Annotated in this window: 24 protein-coding genes; 10 read left to right on the forward strand and 14 right to left on the reverse strand. The window is 42.6% G+C overall.

The annotated features are described in order from the left end of the window. Window positions 1-3: 3 nt before the first annotated feature. The 11 genes from Q0389_RS03270 to Q0389_RS03320 form a co-directional block, all read right to left on the reverse strand. Complete coding sequence (locus Q0389_RS03270) at window positions 4-786, reverse strand: AAA family ATPase (RefSeq protein ID WP_298691574.1); 783 nt, start codon at window positions 784-786, stop codon at window positions 4-6. Next, on the reverse strand, window positions 783-1418 hold the full coding sequence (locus Q0389_RS03275) for a biotin--[acetyl-CoA-carboxylase] ligase (RefSeq protein WP_298691576.1): 636 nt from the start codon (window positions 1416-1418) through the stop codon (window positions 783-785). The genes Q0389_RS03270 and Q0389_RS03275 overlap by 4 nt, the downstream gene beginning before the upstream one ends. After that, entirely contained in the window at window positions 1399-2310 is a 912-nt protein-coding gene (fmt, locus tag Q0389_RS03280; RefSeq protein WP_298691579.1) for a methionyl-tRNA formyltransferase, read from the reverse strand. The genes Q0389_RS03275 and fmt overlap by 20 nt, the downstream gene beginning before the upstream one ends. Beyond that, on the reverse strand, window positions 2307-3080 hold the full coding sequence (gene proB, locus Q0389_RS03285) for a glutamate 5-kinase (protein ID WP_298691581.1): 774 nt from the start codon (window positions 3078-3080) through the stop codon (window positions 2307-2309). The genes fmt and proB overlap by 4 nt, the downstream gene beginning before the upstream one ends. After that, entirely contained in the window at window positions 3077-4174 is a 1098-nt protein-coding gene (obgE, locus tag Q0389_RS03290; RefSeq protein WP_298691583.1) for a GTPase ObgE, read from the reverse strand. The genes proB and obgE overlap by 4 nt, the downstream gene beginning before the upstream one ends. Before the next feature lie 149 nt (window positions 4175-4323). Further along, on the reverse strand, window positions 4324-4581 hold the full coding sequence (gene rpmA, locus Q0389_RS03295; protein ID WP_015654103.1) for a 50S ribosomal protein L27: 258 nt from the start codon (window positions 4579-4581) through the stop codon (window positions 4324-4326). Between the two features lie 30 nt (window positions 4582-4611). Next, window positions 4612-4920: a 50S ribosomal protein L21 gene (gene rplU / locus Q0389_RS03300; protein ID WP_015654104.1), complete on the reverse strand. Its 309-nt coding sequence runs from the start codon at window positions 4918-4920 to the stop codon at window positions 4612-4614. 61 nt (window positions 4921-4981) lie between these two features. After that, window positions 4982-5353, reverse strand: coding sequence for a RidA family protein (locus tag Q0389_RS03305; RefSeq protein ID WP_298691585.1), 372 nt, complete (start codon window positions 5351-5353; stop codon window positions 4982-4984). Window positions 5354-5363: 10 nt separating this feature from the next. Further along, entirely contained in the window at window positions 5364-5759 is a 396-nt protein-coding gene (locus Q0389_RS03310; RefSeq protein WP_298691587.1) for a thioredoxin family protein, read from the reverse strand. A 25-nt stretch (window positions 5760-5784) separates the two neighbouring features. Further along, window positions 5785-6882 carry a succinyl-diaminopimelate desuccinylase gene (dapE, locus tag Q0389_RS03315; protein WP_298691589.1) on the reverse strand — a complete coding sequence of 366 codons (1098 nt, stop codon included), beginning with the start codon at window positions 6880-6882 and terminating at the stop codon, window positions 5785-5787. Window positions 6883-6884: 2 nt separating this feature from the next. Next, window positions 6885-8909 carry a hypothetical protein gene (locus tag Q0389_RS03320; RefSeq protein ID WP_298691591.1) on the reverse strand — a complete coding sequence of 675 codons (2025 nt, stop codon included), beginning with the start codon at window positions 8907-8909 and terminating at the stop codon, window positions 6885-6887. 144 nt (window positions 8910-9053) lie between these two features. Between Q0389_RS03320 and Q0389_RS03325 the strand changes: the two genes are divergently transcribed. Beyond that, entirely contained in the window at window positions 9054-9467 is a 414-nt protein-coding gene (locus Q0389_RS03325; RefSeq protein WP_298691593.1) for a PAS domain-containing protein, read from the forward strand. Here the strand turns inward: Q0389_RS03325 and Q0389_RS03330 are convergent. The 3 genes from Q0389_RS03330 to Q0389_RS03340 are packed head-to-tail and all read right to left on the reverse strand — an operon-like array spanning window position 9464 to window position 12296. Beyond that, window positions 9464-10768, reverse strand: a complete 1305-nt coding sequence (locus Q0389_RS03330) for an MATE family efflux transporter (protein WP_298691607.1) — start codon at window positions 10766-10768, stop codon at window positions 9464-9466. The genes Q0389_RS03325 and Q0389_RS03330 overlap by 4 nt on opposite strands. A gap of 11 nt (window positions 10769-10779) precedes the next feature. Continuing rightward, on the reverse strand, window positions 10780-11058 hold the full coding sequence (locus Q0389_RS03335) for a hypothetical protein (RefSeq protein ID WP_298691609.1): 279 nt from the start codon (window positions 11056-11058) through the stop codon (window positions 10780-10782). Continuing rightward, window positions 11055-12296 carry an MFS transporter gene (locus Q0389_RS03340; protein WP_298691610.1) on the reverse strand — a complete coding sequence of 414 codons (1242 nt, stop codon included), beginning with the start codon at window positions 12294-12296 and terminating at the stop codon, window positions 11055-11057. The genes Q0389_RS03335 and Q0389_RS03340 overlap by 4 nt, the downstream gene beginning before the upstream one ends. A gap of 61 nt (window positions 12297-12357) precedes the next feature. On the opposite strand from Q0389_RS03340, the gene Q0389_RS03345 reads away from it, so the two are divergent. The 9 genes from Q0389_RS03345 to Q0389_RS03385 all read left to right on the forward strand — a co-directional run bounded on the left by Q0389_RS03345 (window position 12358) and on the right by Q0389_RS03385 (window position 19074). Further along, the gene (locus Q0389_RS03345) at window positions 12358-12753 is read left to right on the forward strand and encodes a flagellar protein FlaG (RefSeq protein ID WP_298691612.1); all 396 of its coding nucleotides are present in this window, start codon (window positions 12358-12360) and stop codon (window positions 12751-12753) included. An 83-nt stretch (window positions 12754-12836) separates the two neighbouring features. Further along, window positions 12837-13217: a flagellar export chaperone FliS gene (gene fliS / locus Q0389_RS03350; RefSeq protein WP_298691614.1), complete on the forward strand. Its 381-nt coding sequence runs from the start codon at window positions 12837-12839 to the stop codon at window positions 13215-13217. Beyond that, on the forward strand, window positions 13198-13452 hold the full coding sequence (locus Q0389_RS03355; RefSeq protein ID WP_298691616.1) for a hypothetical protein: 255 nt from the start codon (window positions 13198-13200) through the stop codon (window positions 13450-13452). The genes fliS and Q0389_RS03355 overlap by 20 nt, the downstream gene beginning before the upstream one ends. Before the next feature lie 88 nt (window positions 13453-13540). Next, on the forward strand, window positions 13541-14755 hold the full coding sequence (locus tag Q0389_RS03360; RefSeq protein ID WP_298691618.1) for an argininosuccinate synthase: 1215 nt from the start codon (window positions 13541-13543) through the stop codon (window positions 14753-14755). A gap of 14 nt (window positions 14756-14769) precedes the next feature. After that, window positions 14770-15501, forward strand: a complete 732-nt coding sequence (locus Q0389_RS03365; RefSeq protein WP_298691620.1) for a ferredoxin-thioredoxin reductase catalytic domain-containing protein — start codon at window positions 14770-14772, stop codon at window positions 15499-15501. 12 nt (window positions 15502-15513) lie between these two features. Further along, complete coding sequence (gene rplI / locus Q0389_RS03370) at window positions 15514-15960, forward strand: 50S ribosomal protein L9 (RefSeq protein WP_298691622.1); 447 nt, start codon at window positions 15514-15516, stop codon at window positions 15958-15960. Beyond that, window positions 15953-16831 carry a GTPase Era gene (gene era / locus Q0389_RS03375; protein WP_298691624.1) on the forward strand — a complete coding sequence of 293 codons (879 nt, stop codon included), beginning with the start codon at window positions 15953-15955 and terminating at the stop codon, window positions 16829-16831. The genes rplI and era overlap by 8 nt, the downstream gene beginning before the upstream one ends. Continuing rightward, window positions 16828-17778 (forward strand): L,D-transpeptidase family protein, encoded by a 951-nt coding sequence (locus Q0389_RS03380; RefSeq protein ID WP_298691625.1) that lies wholly within the window; start codon window positions 16828-16830, stop codon window positions 17776-17778. Before era ends, Q0389_RS03380 begins: the two co-directional genes overlap by 4 nt. 3 nt (window positions 17779-17781) lie before the next feature. Then, complete coding sequence (locus Q0389_RS03385) at window positions 17782-19074, forward strand: M99 family carboxypeptidase catalytic domain-containing protein (RefSeq protein ID WP_298691627.1); 1293 nt, start codon at window positions 17782-17784, stop codon at window positions 19072-19074. The last annotated feature ends 6 nt before the right edge of the window (window positions 19075-19080 follow it).

Below are 19080 nucleotides of genomic sequence, written 5' to 3' on the forward strand. Positions count from 1 at the left end.
CCTTTAGGCGATAATAGCGTGTGCCAGATCTTGGTACGCCATAGAACCGCTCGATTTCACATCGTACAATATTGCAGGCTTACCGAAACTCGGTGATTCGGCTAATTTAACATTGCGCGGAATCACAATGTAATCATCTGCACCCGATTTAAAAAGCTTAGCCTGAAAATGCTGACGCAAGTCGGCAAAAACCTGCCGGGAAAGGTTGTTTTGTGCGCTGTACATCGTCGGCAAGAAACCTTTAATGGTTAGCTTCGGATTGATCGTTTTACGCACCAATTTAACGGTATTAAGAAGTTGTGCCAGCCCTTCAAGCGCAAAAAACTCGCACTGGATCGGTATAATGACCGAATTGGATGCTGAAAGTGCGTTGATCGTCATCGGCCCGAGTGCCGGAGGCGAATCGATGATGACGTAATCGTATTCATCTTTGACCTGAGCAATAGCACGTTTCAGGATTAATTCGCGCCCTTTTGCGTTATCTGCATCATAATATTCTTTCTCTACTCCGACCAAACCGATATTGGAAGGTGCGATAAAAAGCTTCGGCAAAGCCGTCTTCAGAATGATTTCACGCAGTTTTTTAGCTCCGATGAGAACATGGTAAATATTAAACTCGTAATTGTTACGATGATACCCTAATGAAGTTGTTGCATTGGCCTGAGGATCGGCATCGATCAAAAGTACTTTTTTTTCTGCAACAGCCAACGAAGCGGCCAGATTTACGGCGGTTGTGGTTTTCCCCACTCCCCCTTTTTGATTTGCTATAACAATAACTTCACTCATCGTAAACTAAATATCCTTTGGCCATTACACTCTAATGAGCCGTCTTCTAACAAGACGGCATCTTCTAGTGCAACTTTGTCATTATTGTTGTGGGTAAAATAGATTCTGCTGTTCTCAAATTCTAACTGGAATTTACTAAAAATCTGCTTCCATGACGGTAAATTTTTAAACAATGCACAGTAGCTCTTTGTTAAATCGTATGGAACTGCCTCAATATCGATTCTCGAAAAAGTCTCCGGTGCCGACAAAAGATTAATCCCTATCCCGCAAACAAGAAGATCGTTATATAAATTCGTGATCACACCACCGATTTTTTTGTCATCCAAATAAAAATCGTTTGGCCATTTTAGCCAAACCCGCGATCCCAATTCATTCAAAATTTCTTTCATGAGAAAAGCAAAATAGATCGATGATGATTCTAATTTCAAGTCATCAGGCAGCATAGTACGATCAATAGCAAGCGAAATAAAAAGATTTCCCTCCATTCCGATCCATTGATTTCCTCGGGAGCCTTTTCCTTGACTTTGAACCGTTGCACCTATACAGACAGGGGCAGAAACTTTTTTTTGCTTCAACGCCTCCAATAAATAGCTTTGCGTCGATTCAAGCGAATCAAACCAAAGGATTTCCACACCCTATCCGTTTCCCGTTTAGATAATCAACGACTAAAGTCTCTTGTTTCGAAGGGGCTTGAACCCTAAATATACGAAGTGAACCTTTCGTGCATTGAACCAAAACACTCTCTTTATCGATCCGTGCAATGATCCCCGCTTCACCGACACTGCTCTCTTCTTCTAAAAGCATCTTTTTTATTTTGAGTCCGGATACGGTAAATATTCCCGGCCACGGCGTAAAAGCCCGGTATCGATTATAAATTTCGCGTGCATCTGAAAAGTCAATCAAACCGTCGGATTTCAAAATCTTCTTACAATGCGTTGCTTCGGCATTATTTTGTTGAATCGCGGATCGTCGATCCCAATGTCGAATGACCTCTAGGGTCAAATGAACCGCTGCCTCGGTAAGGCGCCCATATAACGATTCTACCATCTCGTCCGCACCGATTTCAAGTGTCTCGATTTTGATAATTGCTCCGGTATCAAGCCCTTCGTCCATCCACATAGCGGTAACACCGCTTTGAGAATCGTTGTTTAACAAGCTTTGCTGAATCGGGCTGGCACCGCGGTATTGCGGAAGAATAGAAGCATGAAGATTGATGCACGGAGCATGTTCCAAAACCGCTTTCGGCAAAATCTGGCCGTACGCCGCAACAATAATCAAATCACATCGGATTGTTTGCAGCTCGTTTACAACCTCTTCATCGCGTAATCGTGTAGGCTGTTTAACCGGAATATGTGCTTTTTCGGCTAAAACTTTAACAACAGGCGGAGTCAGCACCGCTTTTCTACCCACCGGTTTGTCGGGCTGAGTATATACGGCAACGACCTCAATATCGTCTGCCTCAATCAAAGCTTCTAAAATGGAACCCGCATAATCGGGTGTCCCCATAAAAATCACGCGAGTCATTCGCTTTGTCCGTCGGCCTTAAATAAACTTCCTCCGCGATGCTCCCCGTCTATCAAAAAGCTTTTGGCATCACTGAGATCAAAGCCGCTTGCTAAAAACATCGCACCACCGCGTTTAAGGAGAAAATCGGCCGCTTTAAGTTTGGTCACAATACCGCCTGTCGCAAAATTGTGGTTCGGCGAAACCTGCATGGAGAGCTCATCGACAGAAATTGATTCAATACGTGCACGTACTTTTGCATCATTGTAGGTACGCGGATCTTTGTCATAATAGGCATCAATATCGGAAAGAATCACTAATAAATCTGCTCCGAAGTGGTATGCCGCATAGGCAGAGAGCTGATCATTATCACCTAAAACCAACTCTTCCGTCGCCGTAGCATCATTTTCGTTAATAATAGGAACTACATTGTGTTTCAATAGTGTTTCTATCGTATCTTTTGCTTTTTGGGACTGTTCAATCGTATTAAAATTGGCAGCCGTCACTAAAACCTGCGAAGGGAGAATACCATGTGCTTCAAACATCTTTCGGTATTTGTTCATCAAAATCGGCTGACCGATGGATGCCAGAGCCTGTTTATTGGCCAATACTTTTTTATCCAGTTTTAACTGCGTATATCCTGCAGCAACAGCGCCCGAAGAGACCAAGATCACCTCATATCGTTCTTTTAGCTCGGCAATCAAATCAACTAGATTTTGCATCCGTTCTTTAGCTATTTGATTTTGTTCGCTTAAAACCGCACTACCGACTTTTACGACGATCCGTTTCATGCCCGCTCCGTGACAACCATATGATAAAGTGCATACGTCAAAGGTTTGATATTGAGATTGATAGCTGAAGAGATAGGAGCGATAAACGCCGGTTTCGTGTTGTCATAGAACGCTTTTTCAAAACTCTCCTGCTCATAGACCGGATACTCTTCGCTAAATGCAAAACGGCTTTTTTTCACCGCTTCCACGTTAAGCAGTTTTAAGAACTGCTCTGTTTTTTCTACCGCTTCTTCAGGAGTCATCGCATCGGCACGTGTCAGCGCAATCGCGTAATTACGTTCCGCCAGTAAAGGCGAAAAGTTTTGCAGCTCTTTTTTCAGCGTCTCGTATTGATATTCGAGTTCATGATACGATGCCAGATCGATCATAAACAAAAGCGTTTTGGTACGTTCGATATGACGCAAAAATTTGAGCCCTAGCCCTTTTCCCTCGGATGCTCCGCCGATAATCCCCGGGATATCCGCCATGATATACGAATCGAACTCGCCGATATTGATCTGCCCTAGTTTCGGCGTCAAAGTCGTAAATTCGTAGTTTGCCACTTCGGGACGGGCATTGGAGACGGTAGAGATTAATGTGGATTTACCGACATTCGGAAATCCTACAAGACCGACATCCGCGATCAACTTCAGATCGAGCCGAACGACACGTTCGATTCCCGGTTCGCCGGGTTGTGCATACATCGGTTTTTGATTCGTTGAAGACTTAAAATGGACATTTCCAAGACCACCGCGTCCCCCCTGTAAAAAAAGGACCTCTTTTCCGTCTTCCAACAAATCTAACAACACTTCGCCGGTTTCGACATCCACTACCTGCGTTCCCGGAGGGACAATGACGACCAGACGTTTACCTGCTTTTCCTGCCATATTTGATCCCATGCCGGGCTGTCCCTTATCGGCTTTGAGATTTTTGTTTCCCTGGAAATGAGCCAAGGTATGGGTATTATTATCTACTTTAAAATAGACATCTCCCCCTTTACCGCCGTCACCGCCGTTCGGTCCGCCTTGAAGAACGTATTTTTCCCGTCTGAAGGCAACACATCCTGCTCCCCCTTTTCCGGATGAGACGGTAATTTCTACACTATCACTAAACATGGATGTCCTTCACATTGTTTTGACAATCAGCCTCGAAACGAGACGACTATTATTTGCTTAACACTATACTTTATCGTTCAAAGTACACGATTAAAAAGATAATTTTGGATATTGGTTAAAATCGGGCGAAAGCCCGATGGAAATGAAAATTAAGCGGCAGGGATGATAGAGACTTGTTTGCGTTTTTTGTCTTTGCGTTCGAACGCAACGACACCGTCAACCAAAGCATACAAAGTATGGTCTTTACCCATTCCCATGTTTTTACCCGGGTGAACTTTTGTTCCGCGTTGACGGATAACAATGTTACCCGCTCTTACGAATTCACCACCGTATTTTTTGACACCGAGTCTGCGTCCCGCTGAGTCCCGGTTATTCTGTGTACTACCCTGACCTTTCTTATGAGCCATGTTATTCTCCTACTCTTATTTTATATGAACTTACGCAGCGATCTTAACGATACGAACACGCGTATGGTCTCTTCTGAAACCACGTTTCAATTTACTGTCTTTACGGCGACGTTTTTTGTAGATCACGACTTTACGGTCACGACCTTCATTGATAACTTCAGCAGTAACAACAGCACCCTCTACAAATGGAGTACCGGTTTTAAGTTCACCGTTATTCACGGCAAGAACTTCTTTGATTTCGACGGTAGTTTTAGGATCAAGTCCCATTTTATCGAACAAAAGGATATCGCCCTCTTGAACTTTATACTGTTTTCCGCCGTTTTTGATAATTGCGTACATTAGCGTTCCTTACTTACAAGTCTACAAAAAGTGGCGAATTATAGCCAACGTTTATTTAAGCTTAAATTAAAGCGATTGCATCGATCTCGACAAGAGCATTTTTCGGTAACGTTTTAACCGCTACCGTCGAGCGTGAAGGTTTATGTGTACCGAAAGCTTCGGCATACAATTCGTTGACAGCCGCAAAATCGTTCATGTCCGCCAAAAAAATCGTCGTTTTAAGCACTTGCCCCAATGAACTGCCTGATGCTTCCAAAACTGCTTTTAAATTGGCCAAAACCTGAATACACTGTTCTTTAACATCTCCATCAACCATTTCTCCACTCGGTTTGAGGGCAATCTGCCCTGATGTAAATACCATACCGTTAGCAACCGTGGCTTGCGAATAAGGACCGATTGCGGCAGGGGCGTTTGGAGTTTGTACAATTGTCATAATATTTCCTTTATTTTTTATATCTTTGCAGCGCATCGTCTAGAATCGATTGATAATCTTCTACCGGCCAATATCCCGGAATAGAATAGATCACTTTTCCGTTACCGTCGAGAAAATAGTTCATCGGAACCATCGGGGCACTCAAAGTTTTCGGATAAACACTCTTGTCGCGTGTTACATGCACAGCTACAAATTTTGAATTTAACCGCGAAATTACGCTTTCATCTTGAAGAGTCGTCGCCTCAAACTTGCGGCACCAGCGGCATTGCTCGCTCGTGATAAGAACCAATAACGGCTTAGACTCTTTTTTTGCTTTTGCCTGTGCCTGATCAAACGTATCGTTCCAAGCGATTTCCGCACCAAAAAGATGAGCCGTTAAAAATGCCATAAGTACTATTTTTTTCATTGTTTGGCCTTTTAAAAAAATAATTTTACCTAAAATTATCGATCAACTTTGTAAAAACACTATAAAGATTTTTGACTTCTTCAATCGATGTCCGTTCATTCGGAGCATGTATCGTATCGTTGATAACACCGAACTCGATTACATCTATCCCGTATGCAGCGATAAAGCGGGCATCGGATGTCCCTCCGGCCGTAGAGTTTTTTGGTCTGATCCCGCATACTGTCTCAATTGCACCGGATAATGTCCGTACGATCGGCGTATCGGCATCAGTCACAAACGGCTCAGCCGATTGGTCCAGTTTGAGCGAATAATTCAAGCCTCTCAAATGCTCGGACATAAATATTTCGATCGAGTCTTTATTCGTACGGGTCGAATTACGGACGTTAAACATCATTTTCAGTTTCCCCGGTGAGACATTGGTTGTTTCGATACCGGCACGGATATCGGTAATTACCACCTGACTCGGAGCGAAATACGCGTCCCCTTCGTCCAAGAAAGCACCCGCGATACGGGAGAGTAGAGGAGCGATTTGATGGACGGGGTTGAGTGCTTTCTCCGGATAAGCGGCATGTCCCTGTTTCCCCATAATTTCAATAACCCCGTTGATCGATCCCCGCCGTCCGACTTTGATGGCATCTCCGAAAACCTTTTCACATGTCGGCTCTGCCACCAATACGGCATCCGGGAGTAACTGATATTCTTTAAGATATTTTAGAACTTCGACCGTTCCGAATTTCGCCGGTCCTTCTTCATCCGAAGTCAATAGAATCGACAAGATCCCCTGATGCTCTCGCGCGTCTTTCAGAGCTTGCGTAAATGCCGCGACACCGCTTTTCATATCCTGTGCACCGCGGGCATAGATATAACCCTCTTTTTCAGTCGCTGTAAACGGATCGCTCTCCCACCCTTCCCCTGCGGGGACGACATCGACGTGACCTGCGAAACACAAATGGGGCCCTTCGGAAAAATGACGATAGGCAAAAAAATTTTTTACCCCTTCCCGATCGATTCGAACCGTCGTAAAACCGGTTAAATAAGTTTCCAGAAAATCGAATATCCCTCCATCTTCGGGGGTGACGCTCGGAGACTCCAAAAACTTTTTAAATAATTCAATAACTTCCAAGTCTAATCCTCTTTTAACTGCGTCTCATATTCCAGACGCAAACCTTGCGGCGTCATTATAAAACCTCTGAGTTGTATTTTGCCTTCAGAAATCTGCCGAGAGTGGGTCTCACATAACGGAATAAGATGATGATGCTCTTTCGAAGTGATGGCGTGTCGGTTGTTTCGTATCAATGTTCCGCATACGACACATTCACAGGCGACAATATCGCGGTAGCGTTTAATATACTCTTTTTGATGACCGAGTTCGAGTACGTCATACTCTTTTGCCAAGTTCTCACGCAAACGCTTCGCATTTTCCAAAAAGCGCGAACTCATATGGAGCGACTCGGCAAATTCCAATCCGTAGACACTGCTCCCCCTGCCTGGTTTCAGCAAACGGTCATAAATCAACCGATCACTATTCTCGTCGTATCGGACACTGAGATGCAGACTCACGACCGGACGAAGTTTACTCAACTCCGTAATCATGGAAAGCTGATGCAGATGGGTGGTCATCAAAAACAAGGCCCCTTTCTGCGAGAGTTCCATGATCGTACTCGCCACAATCGATACGGCAGAGAGGGTCTCCGTACCGTGACTGATCTCATCGCCGATAATCAAAGATTTGGCGGTTGCACGATTAAAAATAGCATTGAGTTCCAACATCTCAACACCGAATGTCGATAAAGATTTGGCCACGTTATCACGAGATTGGATACGGGTGTACACTCCGTCAAATAATGAAAATTTCATCCCTTTTGCCGGAACAAAAAAACCGGCCTGCGCCAGTGTCACAGCGATACCGATACTTTTCATCAACGATGACTTCCCGCTAGAATTGATACCGTATAGCAATACTCCGCGGATATTTTCTCCGTCATGCACCCTCGAATCCAGCATCACCGTCGTCGGGTACGGCAGATCAAGATAGTCACGGTCCCCCATAACAATATCATTGGGAACATAGGCGAGTCCCTGTGTCTCAACTAAAAGGTGGCGCAACCCCATCATCTGCAAAAAGTTTTGACCGGTTGTCGACACTATCATAGGACGGCATAAAGCGAATTTTTGTGCGTTCAATGCAGATGCTACAGCCACATCGATTTGTCCGATCCAATCGATAATTTCACGGACAAAGGCTCCTTGTTCTTTGATCCACCCAAAGTTTTGCCCATTGTTGATCAGCTCTTTCTTCCAATCGCTTAATAGAGTATTGAAAGTTAAAACGTTAAAAATCCGATGACGTTGGAGGAAACTTTGTATCTCAATCGCCGAATCAAGCGCATACAGAAAATGCTCGGCGTCTTTCTGATTACGATTTTGAAGTTCCCACCAATACAATTCAAAATCGCCGATTAGACGTAACTGTCCCAGCAACCAAGATGCATGGGGAGAAAGCGCTTCAATCCAATCATAGCGGCGATTTAATTCCTGCAAATCTTTAATTGGCAAAAACAGACGGAATCGCCCTGCTCTTTTACCCATCGGGGTAACCATATTTAAGAACAGTTTTGCAATACTGGGATTTCTTTCGTCTACGCTCATTATTTCGAGCTGTTCAAGCGCATTGTTTCCCAATTCCATGAAATTTTCGACATCCAACACCGTTGGCAAAGCATAAATGTTCGCTTCATCCCGTCGCATCGTAGTAGCTAATAACGCCAATGCCTGCGCGCTCAGCGGTCTGAATTCCAAGCACAGATGCTCGATCGGTGTCAAAAGCGAATGGAGATCAAAGGTCTCTTTAAAAAGCAGATTTAGCTGGACAGCATCGAAAACTCTCTCATCATAACGATACTCGTACATCGAAAAATTATCGGCTATCTCATCAAAAACCGAACGGGAGGATGCACCGATTACCAACTGACGGCTTCCCGTTACGAACAATAAATGGAGGAGCTTGTCGATAGCACTGTAAGGATGGGATTTATCCGATTGTATTTCACAAAGCCATCCGCGTAAACCATATGGTTCCATCATAGCCAAACCGATAGAGTACATATTGTCTTGAAAATCGATAAAAATAGCTGCTTGAGATTTTTGCATTGGTTCGTTACCGTCTACTTTGAAAGTTCTTCTCTGAATTATACTTGCAGAGATAGAAATCGGTTCTTATTTAACTTTTATTTTAGTAATAATCAAGTTATAATCACAAACTTATACTAAAATCTAAGTTTAGGATCTATTTTTATGAAGCGCCCCACTCCTGTAAACGAAGAAGTTTTATTCGACGGACGAAGTCTAATCTCCGAAACCGATACAAAAGGGATCATTACCTACGTCAACCGCAAATTTACGGAGATGACCGGTTATACTGCTCTTGAGGCGGTTGGCCAACCTCACAGTCTCTTGCGTCACCCCGATATGCCGAAAGCCGGCTTCGAACAAATGTGGAAAGTGATTCAAAGCGGAAAAATTTGGGAAGGATATGTCAAAAATCTCCGCAAAGACGGAAAATTTTATTGGGTTGTCGTTCATATCGTTCCCAAGCTTGACGAAGAAGGCAATATCATCGGTTATATCGCATCGCGTAAAATGCCGGATAGAAACAGATTAAAAATTGTCGAGCAACAATATAAAGAGCTTTTGGATCAAGAGCATTAAACCTTTATTCCCAACCACTTTCTTTGGCGGAAAACCCGCCAGAACCACCACCCTTTAATAAAGGTTTCCACGGTCATCGCGATATAAACTCCTAAAATTCCTCCTCCCATAACCATCACAAGGTACGATGGAACAATCCGGAATACCCATAATGACCCGATAGAAATCTGCATACTGAGTTTTGTAGCTCCAGCCCCCCTGAACGCACCGCTTAAGACAAATGTCAGAGCCAATGGAACCTGTGCGATCCCTACCAGCCGCAAATACATTGCAGCTTGTTCCGTCGTCGCCGTATCGTCTGTAAAAAAGTGGATCAGATATTCAGGAAACAATAACAAAACAATCCCGACACTTCCCATAAACATCATGGCAATCTTTGCACTTAGAATCACTGATTCATACGCATAATCCAACTGTCGCGAACCGATATACTGTCCGGCCAATACCATTGCCGCCACCGAAAATCCGAACCCCGGCATAAAGGCCAAAGCTTCTATCCGCAAACCGATCTGATATCCGGCTAATGCATGGGTTCCGTACGAGGTGATCATCATGACAAATAGCAAAAAGGAGCTGACACCCACAACCCGCTCAACCGCGGCAGGAAAACCGATCGTGAGCATCTTGATCGCTTCGCCGATTCTTACAATCGGATAAATATTCAAAACGCCCCCTTTACGGATCAATATCCATCCATAAATAAATACATTGAACCCGTACGCACAGACCGTAGCCAATGCGGCCCCTTCGACTCCCATCGCACTGAATCCGCCGTGACCGAAAATAAAAAGATAATTCAGGGATGCATTCAACACGGAAGAAAGGATTTTTATAAAGAGGGATGAGCGTGTATCTCCGGCAGCGGACAAGGCATTATACGCCAGGGTATCCAGAAAAATCAGGACCATTCCCATAGAAAGGATTTGAAAATATCCGTTTCCGAGAATAATGACATCCGGCCCCGATCCCATCCATTTGAACAAGTCCGCAGAGAACCACCATCCAAGAATTCCGGCAAAAATCCCACCTATCAAAGCAATCCAAACGCCAACAAACACAACGGCTGATGCACGGTTTTTTCGTCCGCTTCCGATATAACGGGATATCAATGCACTCGAACCGACGGCATACACCGTCATGACAGCCTGAATAACCATCATAAATTGCATCGTCAACCCTACCGCCGCCAGCGCGGCAACCCCCAGAGAACCGACCATAAGCATATCAATCAGTATTTGAATAATGTCGAGCAAATGTTTAAGGGCGGCAGGGATTGCCAAACGCAAAACACGTTCATTCATAGTTGAGCGGCTCAGGAGTGAAACCTTGCAGATATTTCCCGTATCGCTTCAAATAAAGCTTCTTTCGTCTCATATCGTAATTCGATACGATTTAGCGGAACCTCGCCTATCGGGTCCGTATCGCACACCAGAAGATAAGCTTCAATATGAATTACATCGGCTTTCATCTCAGCCCACTCCAATGATACCGATGCGGACTCTCCTCCGGCACTAATCAAAACCGCAGGATATATGCGGGTTATCTTAGACAAATCAATTTGCCGATCGCCGCTTTGATACATAGTATTCATCCGATTTCCTTTAAACTATAACGTCGTCGTACCCACTCGTAATATATTCCGGCCAAGACAAAAAAAACTCCTAAAATCACCGTTATGACTCCTAAAGAAATACCGTATTCATATAAATATCCTATGAACAAAGAGACGATCGCCCCGACTCCTAGAAAAATCATATCGTTATAGGCAACGACACGTCCGTAAAATTCATTATCGGTATGATGCTGAATCAATGTATAGGTATACGACCATAGTGTCGTCGTCACAAAACCGACTGTGACCGAAGCGATTAGAGACCAGTAAAAATGCTCAATTACCATTGCCCAAAATAAGATGGACAAAGCTTCCGCTAAAAATAGTAATGCCAATCTATTGTTATTGATTCGGTGTCCTAACACCATCGGTCCTATCACCAAACCGACTGCACGTGCCGCATTCAATAGTCCGATTCCCAATGATACCGCTACTACATGGACATAAAAATGTTTTGCGGCAAGTGCTATCAATGCATCAAACGCGGTAAACCCTACTGCGGCATGCAATAACATCAGATGAAAGACCAGCGGATTCGCGCGAATGTATCCAAACGTATCAAACATCATACGGACGAACCGTGAATCATTCGGTAACATCTCCAGCTCTATTGTAAGACCGCTCACAAGTACTAATACGACAACAAATAGCGACGCGTCCAGTAAAAAGGCCATTTTAATCCCAACCCAGTAAACAACCAACCCGCTTAATGCCATCCCGAGTGTGTAGGAAAGCGACCAAATTATCGAATGTATTTCATTAGCGATCTGTAACGACTTTCCTTCAAGTACACGCGGTAATAAAGACATCTCCACCGTGAAATGAAAACTCGAAGCTCCCATCCGGATAAAAACGAGCAGATATAAAAGCCATAACATCCCGATATCGTTGATACTAACCAATAAAACGGTACACGTTATCTCAGTTATAGTCAAAATGACCATTAACCGCTTCGGATGAATCCGATCCAATAACACACCACTGAGAGGAGCTTGAAAAACTCCGGGTAAAAAATGCAATGCCGCTACTAATGCTATAATCGTAGCGTCAACACCCATTTGTATCAGTAGCGTATAGATAGCAACGTTGCTAAACCATGCACCGAAATAGGCAATTAACTGGATTAGCGACAGACGTCGCAATAATGGTTCGTTTTGTAAAAGTGTCCAATAACGTTTCATGAACGCAAGAGTATCATAGAAGATTAAAGTTTTCATTTTGTTTGACGATTTAGAAGATAGAAAATGTCTCATACGCTCGAAGAAGGAGAATAAAAAGATGGAAATTTTGCAAACGACTGCAAAAATGCAGCAGAGTCAAACCAGCATGCCTAAGACAAGCGGTTCTGACGTACAGATCACTCAAAGTGTCCAAGAGATTCAAAAAGCGCAGATCAATCAAGATAAAGTTTCACAAATCGACAGCGACCAAAAAACATCGAAAACAAGTTCGCAAGAAGATATGAGCAAATTGATTGACGAGTTAAACCAATCGCTTAATCCGTTTAATACCTCATTACGATTCGGTTTTGACAATCAATCGGAGGATTTTTATGTTTCTGTTGTCGATACAAAAAGCAATCGGATGCTTCGACGTTTCCCTGTCGAACAGGCAGAGCAGCTTTTGCCTAAAATTCAGGAAGTTAACGGATTGTTATTCGATCAAAAAGGATAAATTTGGCTTGACTCCATTGAACGACATCATGTTGTAGTGCCCATTTTTCGAGTTTTTCACAATTATAAATTAAGGTTTTTTCTATGTATAACAATCTCGCTTACAACACTTACAATCAAAACAATATTGGGGTGGAATCACCTGAAAAATTAATCCAAATGATGTATGAAGGGATTTTGCGTTTCAATATGCAGGCAAAACGTTCCATTGCCGAAAATGATATTGAACGACGCACTTACTGGATTAATCGTTCTAATGCCGTATTTACAGAATTACTGAATAGCTTAGATTATCGTCACGGAAATATCGCTCACTATCTTTCCGGTCTTTATACCTATCAGCTTCGACTCCTTGTTGAAGCGAATATTGCCAATGACAGTACAAAACTGGATGAAGTCAATAAAGTCGTTAAAGGCCTACTTGAAGCATGGAAAGAGAGTACTGATGTGGCTGATAAAGTTTAAAAAAGCGCTGATTCTTGAGGAAATTAGCCAAATTTCATCCTTACTGGATGAAATGCCTCAATTTAATACCTTACAGGAAATCGAAGAAGCCGCTTATTTGCTCATCGAAGGGCAAAAGCTCCTTGAGCGTAATAAACGTAAAACCGCACTTGCCATGCAACAGCTCAAAAATACAATCGATTTTCTAAAATCTACCCAAAATATCCAAGCCTCTTCATTAAATCTAAAACTTTAACGTCATTTTCACCCTTTTTTTGATAATATCGCGATATTAACTCCATCGATACGTATGGGGTAACGGTAGTTATGACAAGGATACGGACATGAAAAAAGAAGTTAAAAAAGTTGTGCTCGCCTATTCCGGCGGACTTGATACAAGTGTCATATTAAAATGGCTTCAAGACGAATACAAGTGTGAAGTTGTCACGTTCACTGCCGACATCGGTCAAGGCGAAGAGGTAGAACCGGCACGTGCCAAAGCAGTCAGCCTCGGAATCAAACCGGAAAATATCTATATCGAAGACTTGCGCGAAGAATTTGTACGTGATTATGTATTTCCTATGTTTCGTGCCAATGCGATTTATGAAGGCGAATACCTTTTGGGAACATCCATCGCACGTCCTTTGATCGCCAAACGTCAGGCTGAAATTGCGCGTATTACCGGAGCCGATGCCGTCAGTCACGGTGCTACCGGAAAAGGAAACGACCAAGTTCGGTTTGAAATGGGATATTTAGGCCAAAACAGTGCTCTAACCATTATTGCTCCATGGCGTGAATGGGATTTGAACTCTCGCGAAAAGCTTCTTGCCTATGCTGCCGAACATGGCATTAAAATCGAAATGAGCGGCAAAAAATCGCCGTATTCGATGGATGCAAATTTACTCCATATCTCGTACGAGGGAGGAATCCTCGAAGATCCTGCCGCAGAACCGGAGGAGAGTATGTGGCGTTGGACCGTGTCTCCGCAAAACGCACCGGATGAACCCGAATATATCGAAATCGGGTACGAAGCCGGAGATCCTGTCAGCCTAAACGGTAAAACTCTTTCGCCTGCTGTCATGCTTGAACAGCTTAACAACATTGCAGGACGCCACGGTATAGGCCGCGCCGATATCGTCGAAAACCGCTTTGTCGGAATGAAAAGCCGCGGTTGTTACGAAACACCGGGCGGAACGATTATGCTAAGAGCGCATCGTGCTATCGAGTCTATCACATTGGACCGTGAAGCCGCACATCTTAAAGATGAAATGATGCCTCGCTATGCCAAACTGATTTATAACGGATTTTGGTTCTCACCGGAACGCGAAATGCTTCAAGCCGCTATCGATAAAACGCAAGAAAATGTACGGGGAACCGTCCGATTGAAACTTTATAAAGGAAACGTAATGGTTGTAGGACGCAGTTCCGATGTTTCTTTATTCAATGCCGACTATTGTACGTTTGAAGAAGATGCGGTTTATGATCAAAAAGATGCCGCCGGATTCATTAAACTGAATGCATTACGCTTTATTATCGCCGGTAAAGCGCGAAAAAAATAATACAAGGAATCCTAATGAGCGATACTATTAAAAAAATTGATCCGGAATCGGAAGAATTTAAACTCGAACTCGAAAAAACCGTTAAATTTACAGATAAGGTCTGTGCCCAATTCGGTTTTGTTTACAATCCGGATCCTGAAATCAATCAAGGAATCCAATACGGGCTCACACGTAATAAACTCATGCACGGAAAACGTTATTGTCCTTGTTTCTTCATAACAGGCAATAAAGAAGAAGACCGCATCTGCCCATGTAAACCGGCACTGGAACATGAAATTCCGGAAGACGGTGTATGCCATTGTCAAATTTTTTGTACACCGGAATATGCGGCGTCTCAGCTGCAAAATGAAGAGATTGAGGCTATCGTTCATCAACATTCTCGCGGCTTGACCGCAGAAGAGTGCCAAGTTCTCTTACATAAAAGCGATATCGACAGTGATGAGCTCGTGGCATTATTTGAAGCACGCGAACTCGGTATGGTTAACTTTAAAGTTGTCGACGTACGTGAATGGATGGAGTGGAAAATGGGACGAATCGCGGGTGTGGATGTCCTGGTTCCTACCAGTAATTTCTTCCAAACACTTACCGACTCGAAATTGGATAAAGACGAACACATAATCGTATATTGTCATGTCGGAAGCCGAAGTGCACATTGTCAACGCATTTTACACGATATGGGATATTCTAAAGTTTCTAACCTTGCACACGGAATCGTCTCTTACAGCGGCGAAATCGTTCGAGGATAACGAAAGGACTCTATGAAAGTTTTATTAACAAAAGATGTCAAAGGCGTCGGAAAAGCCGGTGAAATCAAAGACGTTGCAGACGGTTACGGCAAGAACTTCTTAATCGGCAAGGGGCTGGCATTAGCCGCGACAAACGAAGTATTGAAAAAATACGAATCGGACCAACGAAAAAAAGCGGCAAACGAAGCGGCTGAAATCGAACGTCTTAATGAGCTGAAAGCTAAACTCGCTGATATCAAAGTGGTAATTACAAAAAAGCTGGGAGACACCGGGCATCTTTTCGGCTCCGTTACGAAAGATGAAATTGCGCATGCTTTACTTGAACAACATGAAATTGAAATCGATAAAAAAGAGCTCGATGCCAAACACGGAATCAAAACAACCGGTTTGCATGATTTAGATCTCAAACTCGGTCATGGGATTCATGCGACACTTCACCTTGAGATCAAAGGTGAGTAAAGCCGGTTTCGTAGCCCTTATCGGGCGTCCGAATGCCGGAAAAAGCACGTTGATGAATTGGCTGTTAGGTGAAAAAATTGCATTAGTTAGCCAAAAAGCCAACGCCACGCGAAAACGTGCCAATGCCATCGTGATGCACGATGATGATCAAATTATCTTCGTAGATACTCCCGGTCTGCACAAAGCCGAAAAACTTCTTAATCAATATATGCTCGAAGAAGCATTGAAAGCCATCGGCGATTGCGATATAGTTGTATATCTAGCACCGGCTTCCGATGCTACGGTTCATTATGAAAAATTCTTAGAAATGAATGCGGATAAACGAAAGCATATTATCGTTTTGAGTAAAATCGATCAAATTTCTCAGGGAGAACTTCTTAAAAAAATAAGTGACTACAATCGGTTCAGCGATCATTTTCTCGCTCTCATTCCGATGTCTGTGACAAAAAATGTCGGGAAAAAGGATCTTCTTGATACTATTGTCAAGTACCTTGATGAATCTCCCTATCTTTATGATCCCGAAAATATCACTACCGAAATGATCCGTGATATTTATAAAGAGTTCATACGGGAAGCTATTTTTGAAAATATTAGTGACGAAATTCCGTATGAATCCGATGTTATTATCGATTCAATCGATGAAGATGCCCCCGTAGAACATATCCGTGCAACCATCATTATCGAAAAAGAGTCTCAAAAAGGGATTATCATAGGAAAAGGTGGAAGCGCAATAAAGCGGATCGGAAAAAATGCCCGTGAAAAAATTGAACGACTTACTTCTAAACCGGTTTATCTCGAACTCTTTGTTTCTGTCAAAAAAGGGTGGACGACCGATAAAAAATTTTTAAGTGATTTAGGATACGACTGGTGAAATTCATCTTTGTTTTTATGTTCTTGACTTCTGCCCTCTTTTCCGAGGACGTTTTAACTTTCTATAAAAGCGGCGGCAAAAAGCTGATAGACAGTGAAATGGGTAAGCCGTCATATTGGGCAAGTTACATAATGAACAAAGATCTCCGTTTCGGATATTTTGAGCGAGCCGTATCTCTCCTCGCTTGCAGTAAAGAGAAAGGAGCGTTGGAACTTTATACTCCGAATGCTCAACAGCAATTCTCGCTTAAAAAGCGCTATAGTGCGTTTACCGGGAAAAATCCCGGCGATAAAAATACACGGGGAGATTTGAGAACACCGATAGGCGTTTATACTTTTACCGAAAAGAAAAAGAATGTCGACCCTTTCTATGGGCCTATGGCATTTGTAACTTCATATCCCAATCTATACGACCGTATTCGAGGAAAGGACGGCGATGGAATATGGGTACACGGTGTCCCTTCAAACGGTACACGAGACCCATTTACAAAAGGGTGTATCGCGATCAATAACAATGATCTTATTCAATTAGATCAAACCATTAACCCTTACAACACCGTACTGATTATCGATACTTCTATCAAGCAATCAGTCAGCCCATCCGCCTATTCCTCGATTCTTTCCGCTCTTTTTCAGTGGAAATATGCATGGACCTACAATGATATCGATGATTACCTCTCTTTCTATGATCCCACATTTAAACGTTACGACGGGATGAACTTTGAACGTTTTAAAACTTATAAAGAGAGAATCTTTAATAAAGATGAAGAAAAAAACATTACATTTAGCAATTTTACGATCATCCCTTATCCAGGAGAAAAAAAGAATTTATATTGGGTGGCCTTTCATCAAGTCTATACGAGTGAAAGCCACCGTTTCGAAGGTGAAAAATCTATTTTATTGCGTTTAAATCCGGACCACTCCATTGCTATTTTAACCGAAGAGTAATGGATGCGGCTTGCATTTATTTTACTTTTCGTGTTACTCGAAACACTTTTTGCCCTCCCTTTCCATCTTATTAAAAAAGAGACAGATACACACAATACGCCGACGTTGCTAGTCATTGGCGGAATTCACGGTAATGAACCCGGAAGCTACTTTGCGGCAGCCTTATTAGCCCAATACTATACGATTAAAAAGGGAAACCTTTGGATTGTCCCTAATCTTAATCATCTGAGTATCCAACAAAATAGCCGTGGAATCAACGGCGATATGAATCGAAAGTTTGCACAAATAGATCTAAATGATCCCGATTTGGAAAGTGTCCGTTCCATTCAAGAAATTATCACATCACCCCAAGTCGGATTAATTTTGAATTTACATGACGGGCACGGTTTCTATCGCAAAGAATATCAAAATACTATTTTTAATCCCAACGCATGGGGGCAAACATGCGTTATAGATCAAGGCAATCTCAATACCGATCATCCTTACGGAAATCTTAATGAAATCGCAGCGAAAGTAAGCATGGAGTTAAATGGTGATTTAATCGAAAATCACCATTTTTTCGATGTCCGTAATACCAATACCCGCTTTGATGATGAAGCAATGAAACACTCCTTAACTTATTACGCCGTCACCCATAATAAACCGGCATTCGCGATAGAGACAAGCAAAAACTTACCTCAGCTTCATGATAAAGTTTTTTACCAACTCCGAGCGATTGAATGCTATATGAAATTAATGGGGATCGAATACGAGCGCACCTTTGCCTTTAATCCAGAGACAATCAATATTTTGCTTAAAGACTACGGCTATTTAACCATTAACAACAATACGTACCTGAGTTTAGAAAACTTAAAAAACAGTTTAAGTTTGATTCCGCTACAATCGGATCAGAACGATTTTCAATTTTCCCATCCATTGGGAAGTGTTCGGCAAAACAAGTCAAACATTGATCTTTATATCGGTAATGAAAAAATATGCAGTGTTATTCCAAGTTATCATCCTAAAGGGAATTGTTCCGATTCTATTTCTCTTTTGATTGATGGAAAAGACAGAAATATCACGTTTGCTACAGATTTTTTTGTAACTGCCGATTTTAAAATTATCAATAACGATTCTAACACAAGGATTAATATCATCGGTTTTACCAAAGAAGGGGTAAAAGATGAAAGTAATCTAAGGGTGGAATTAAAAGATTTTGATCCGAAATACTCAATCGATACGTCGAAAAAGAGTTTTCGAGTTGAATTTTATCAACAAAGCCGCTTTTGCGGAATGGTTCTCGTACATTTCAAATAGGATAGA

The organism is uncultured Sulfuricurvum sp., assembly GCF_937936435.1.
In the GTDB taxonomy this organism is placed as follows: domain Bacteria; phylum Campylobacterota; class Campylobacteria; order Campylobacterales; family Sulfurimonadaceae; genus Sulfuricurvum.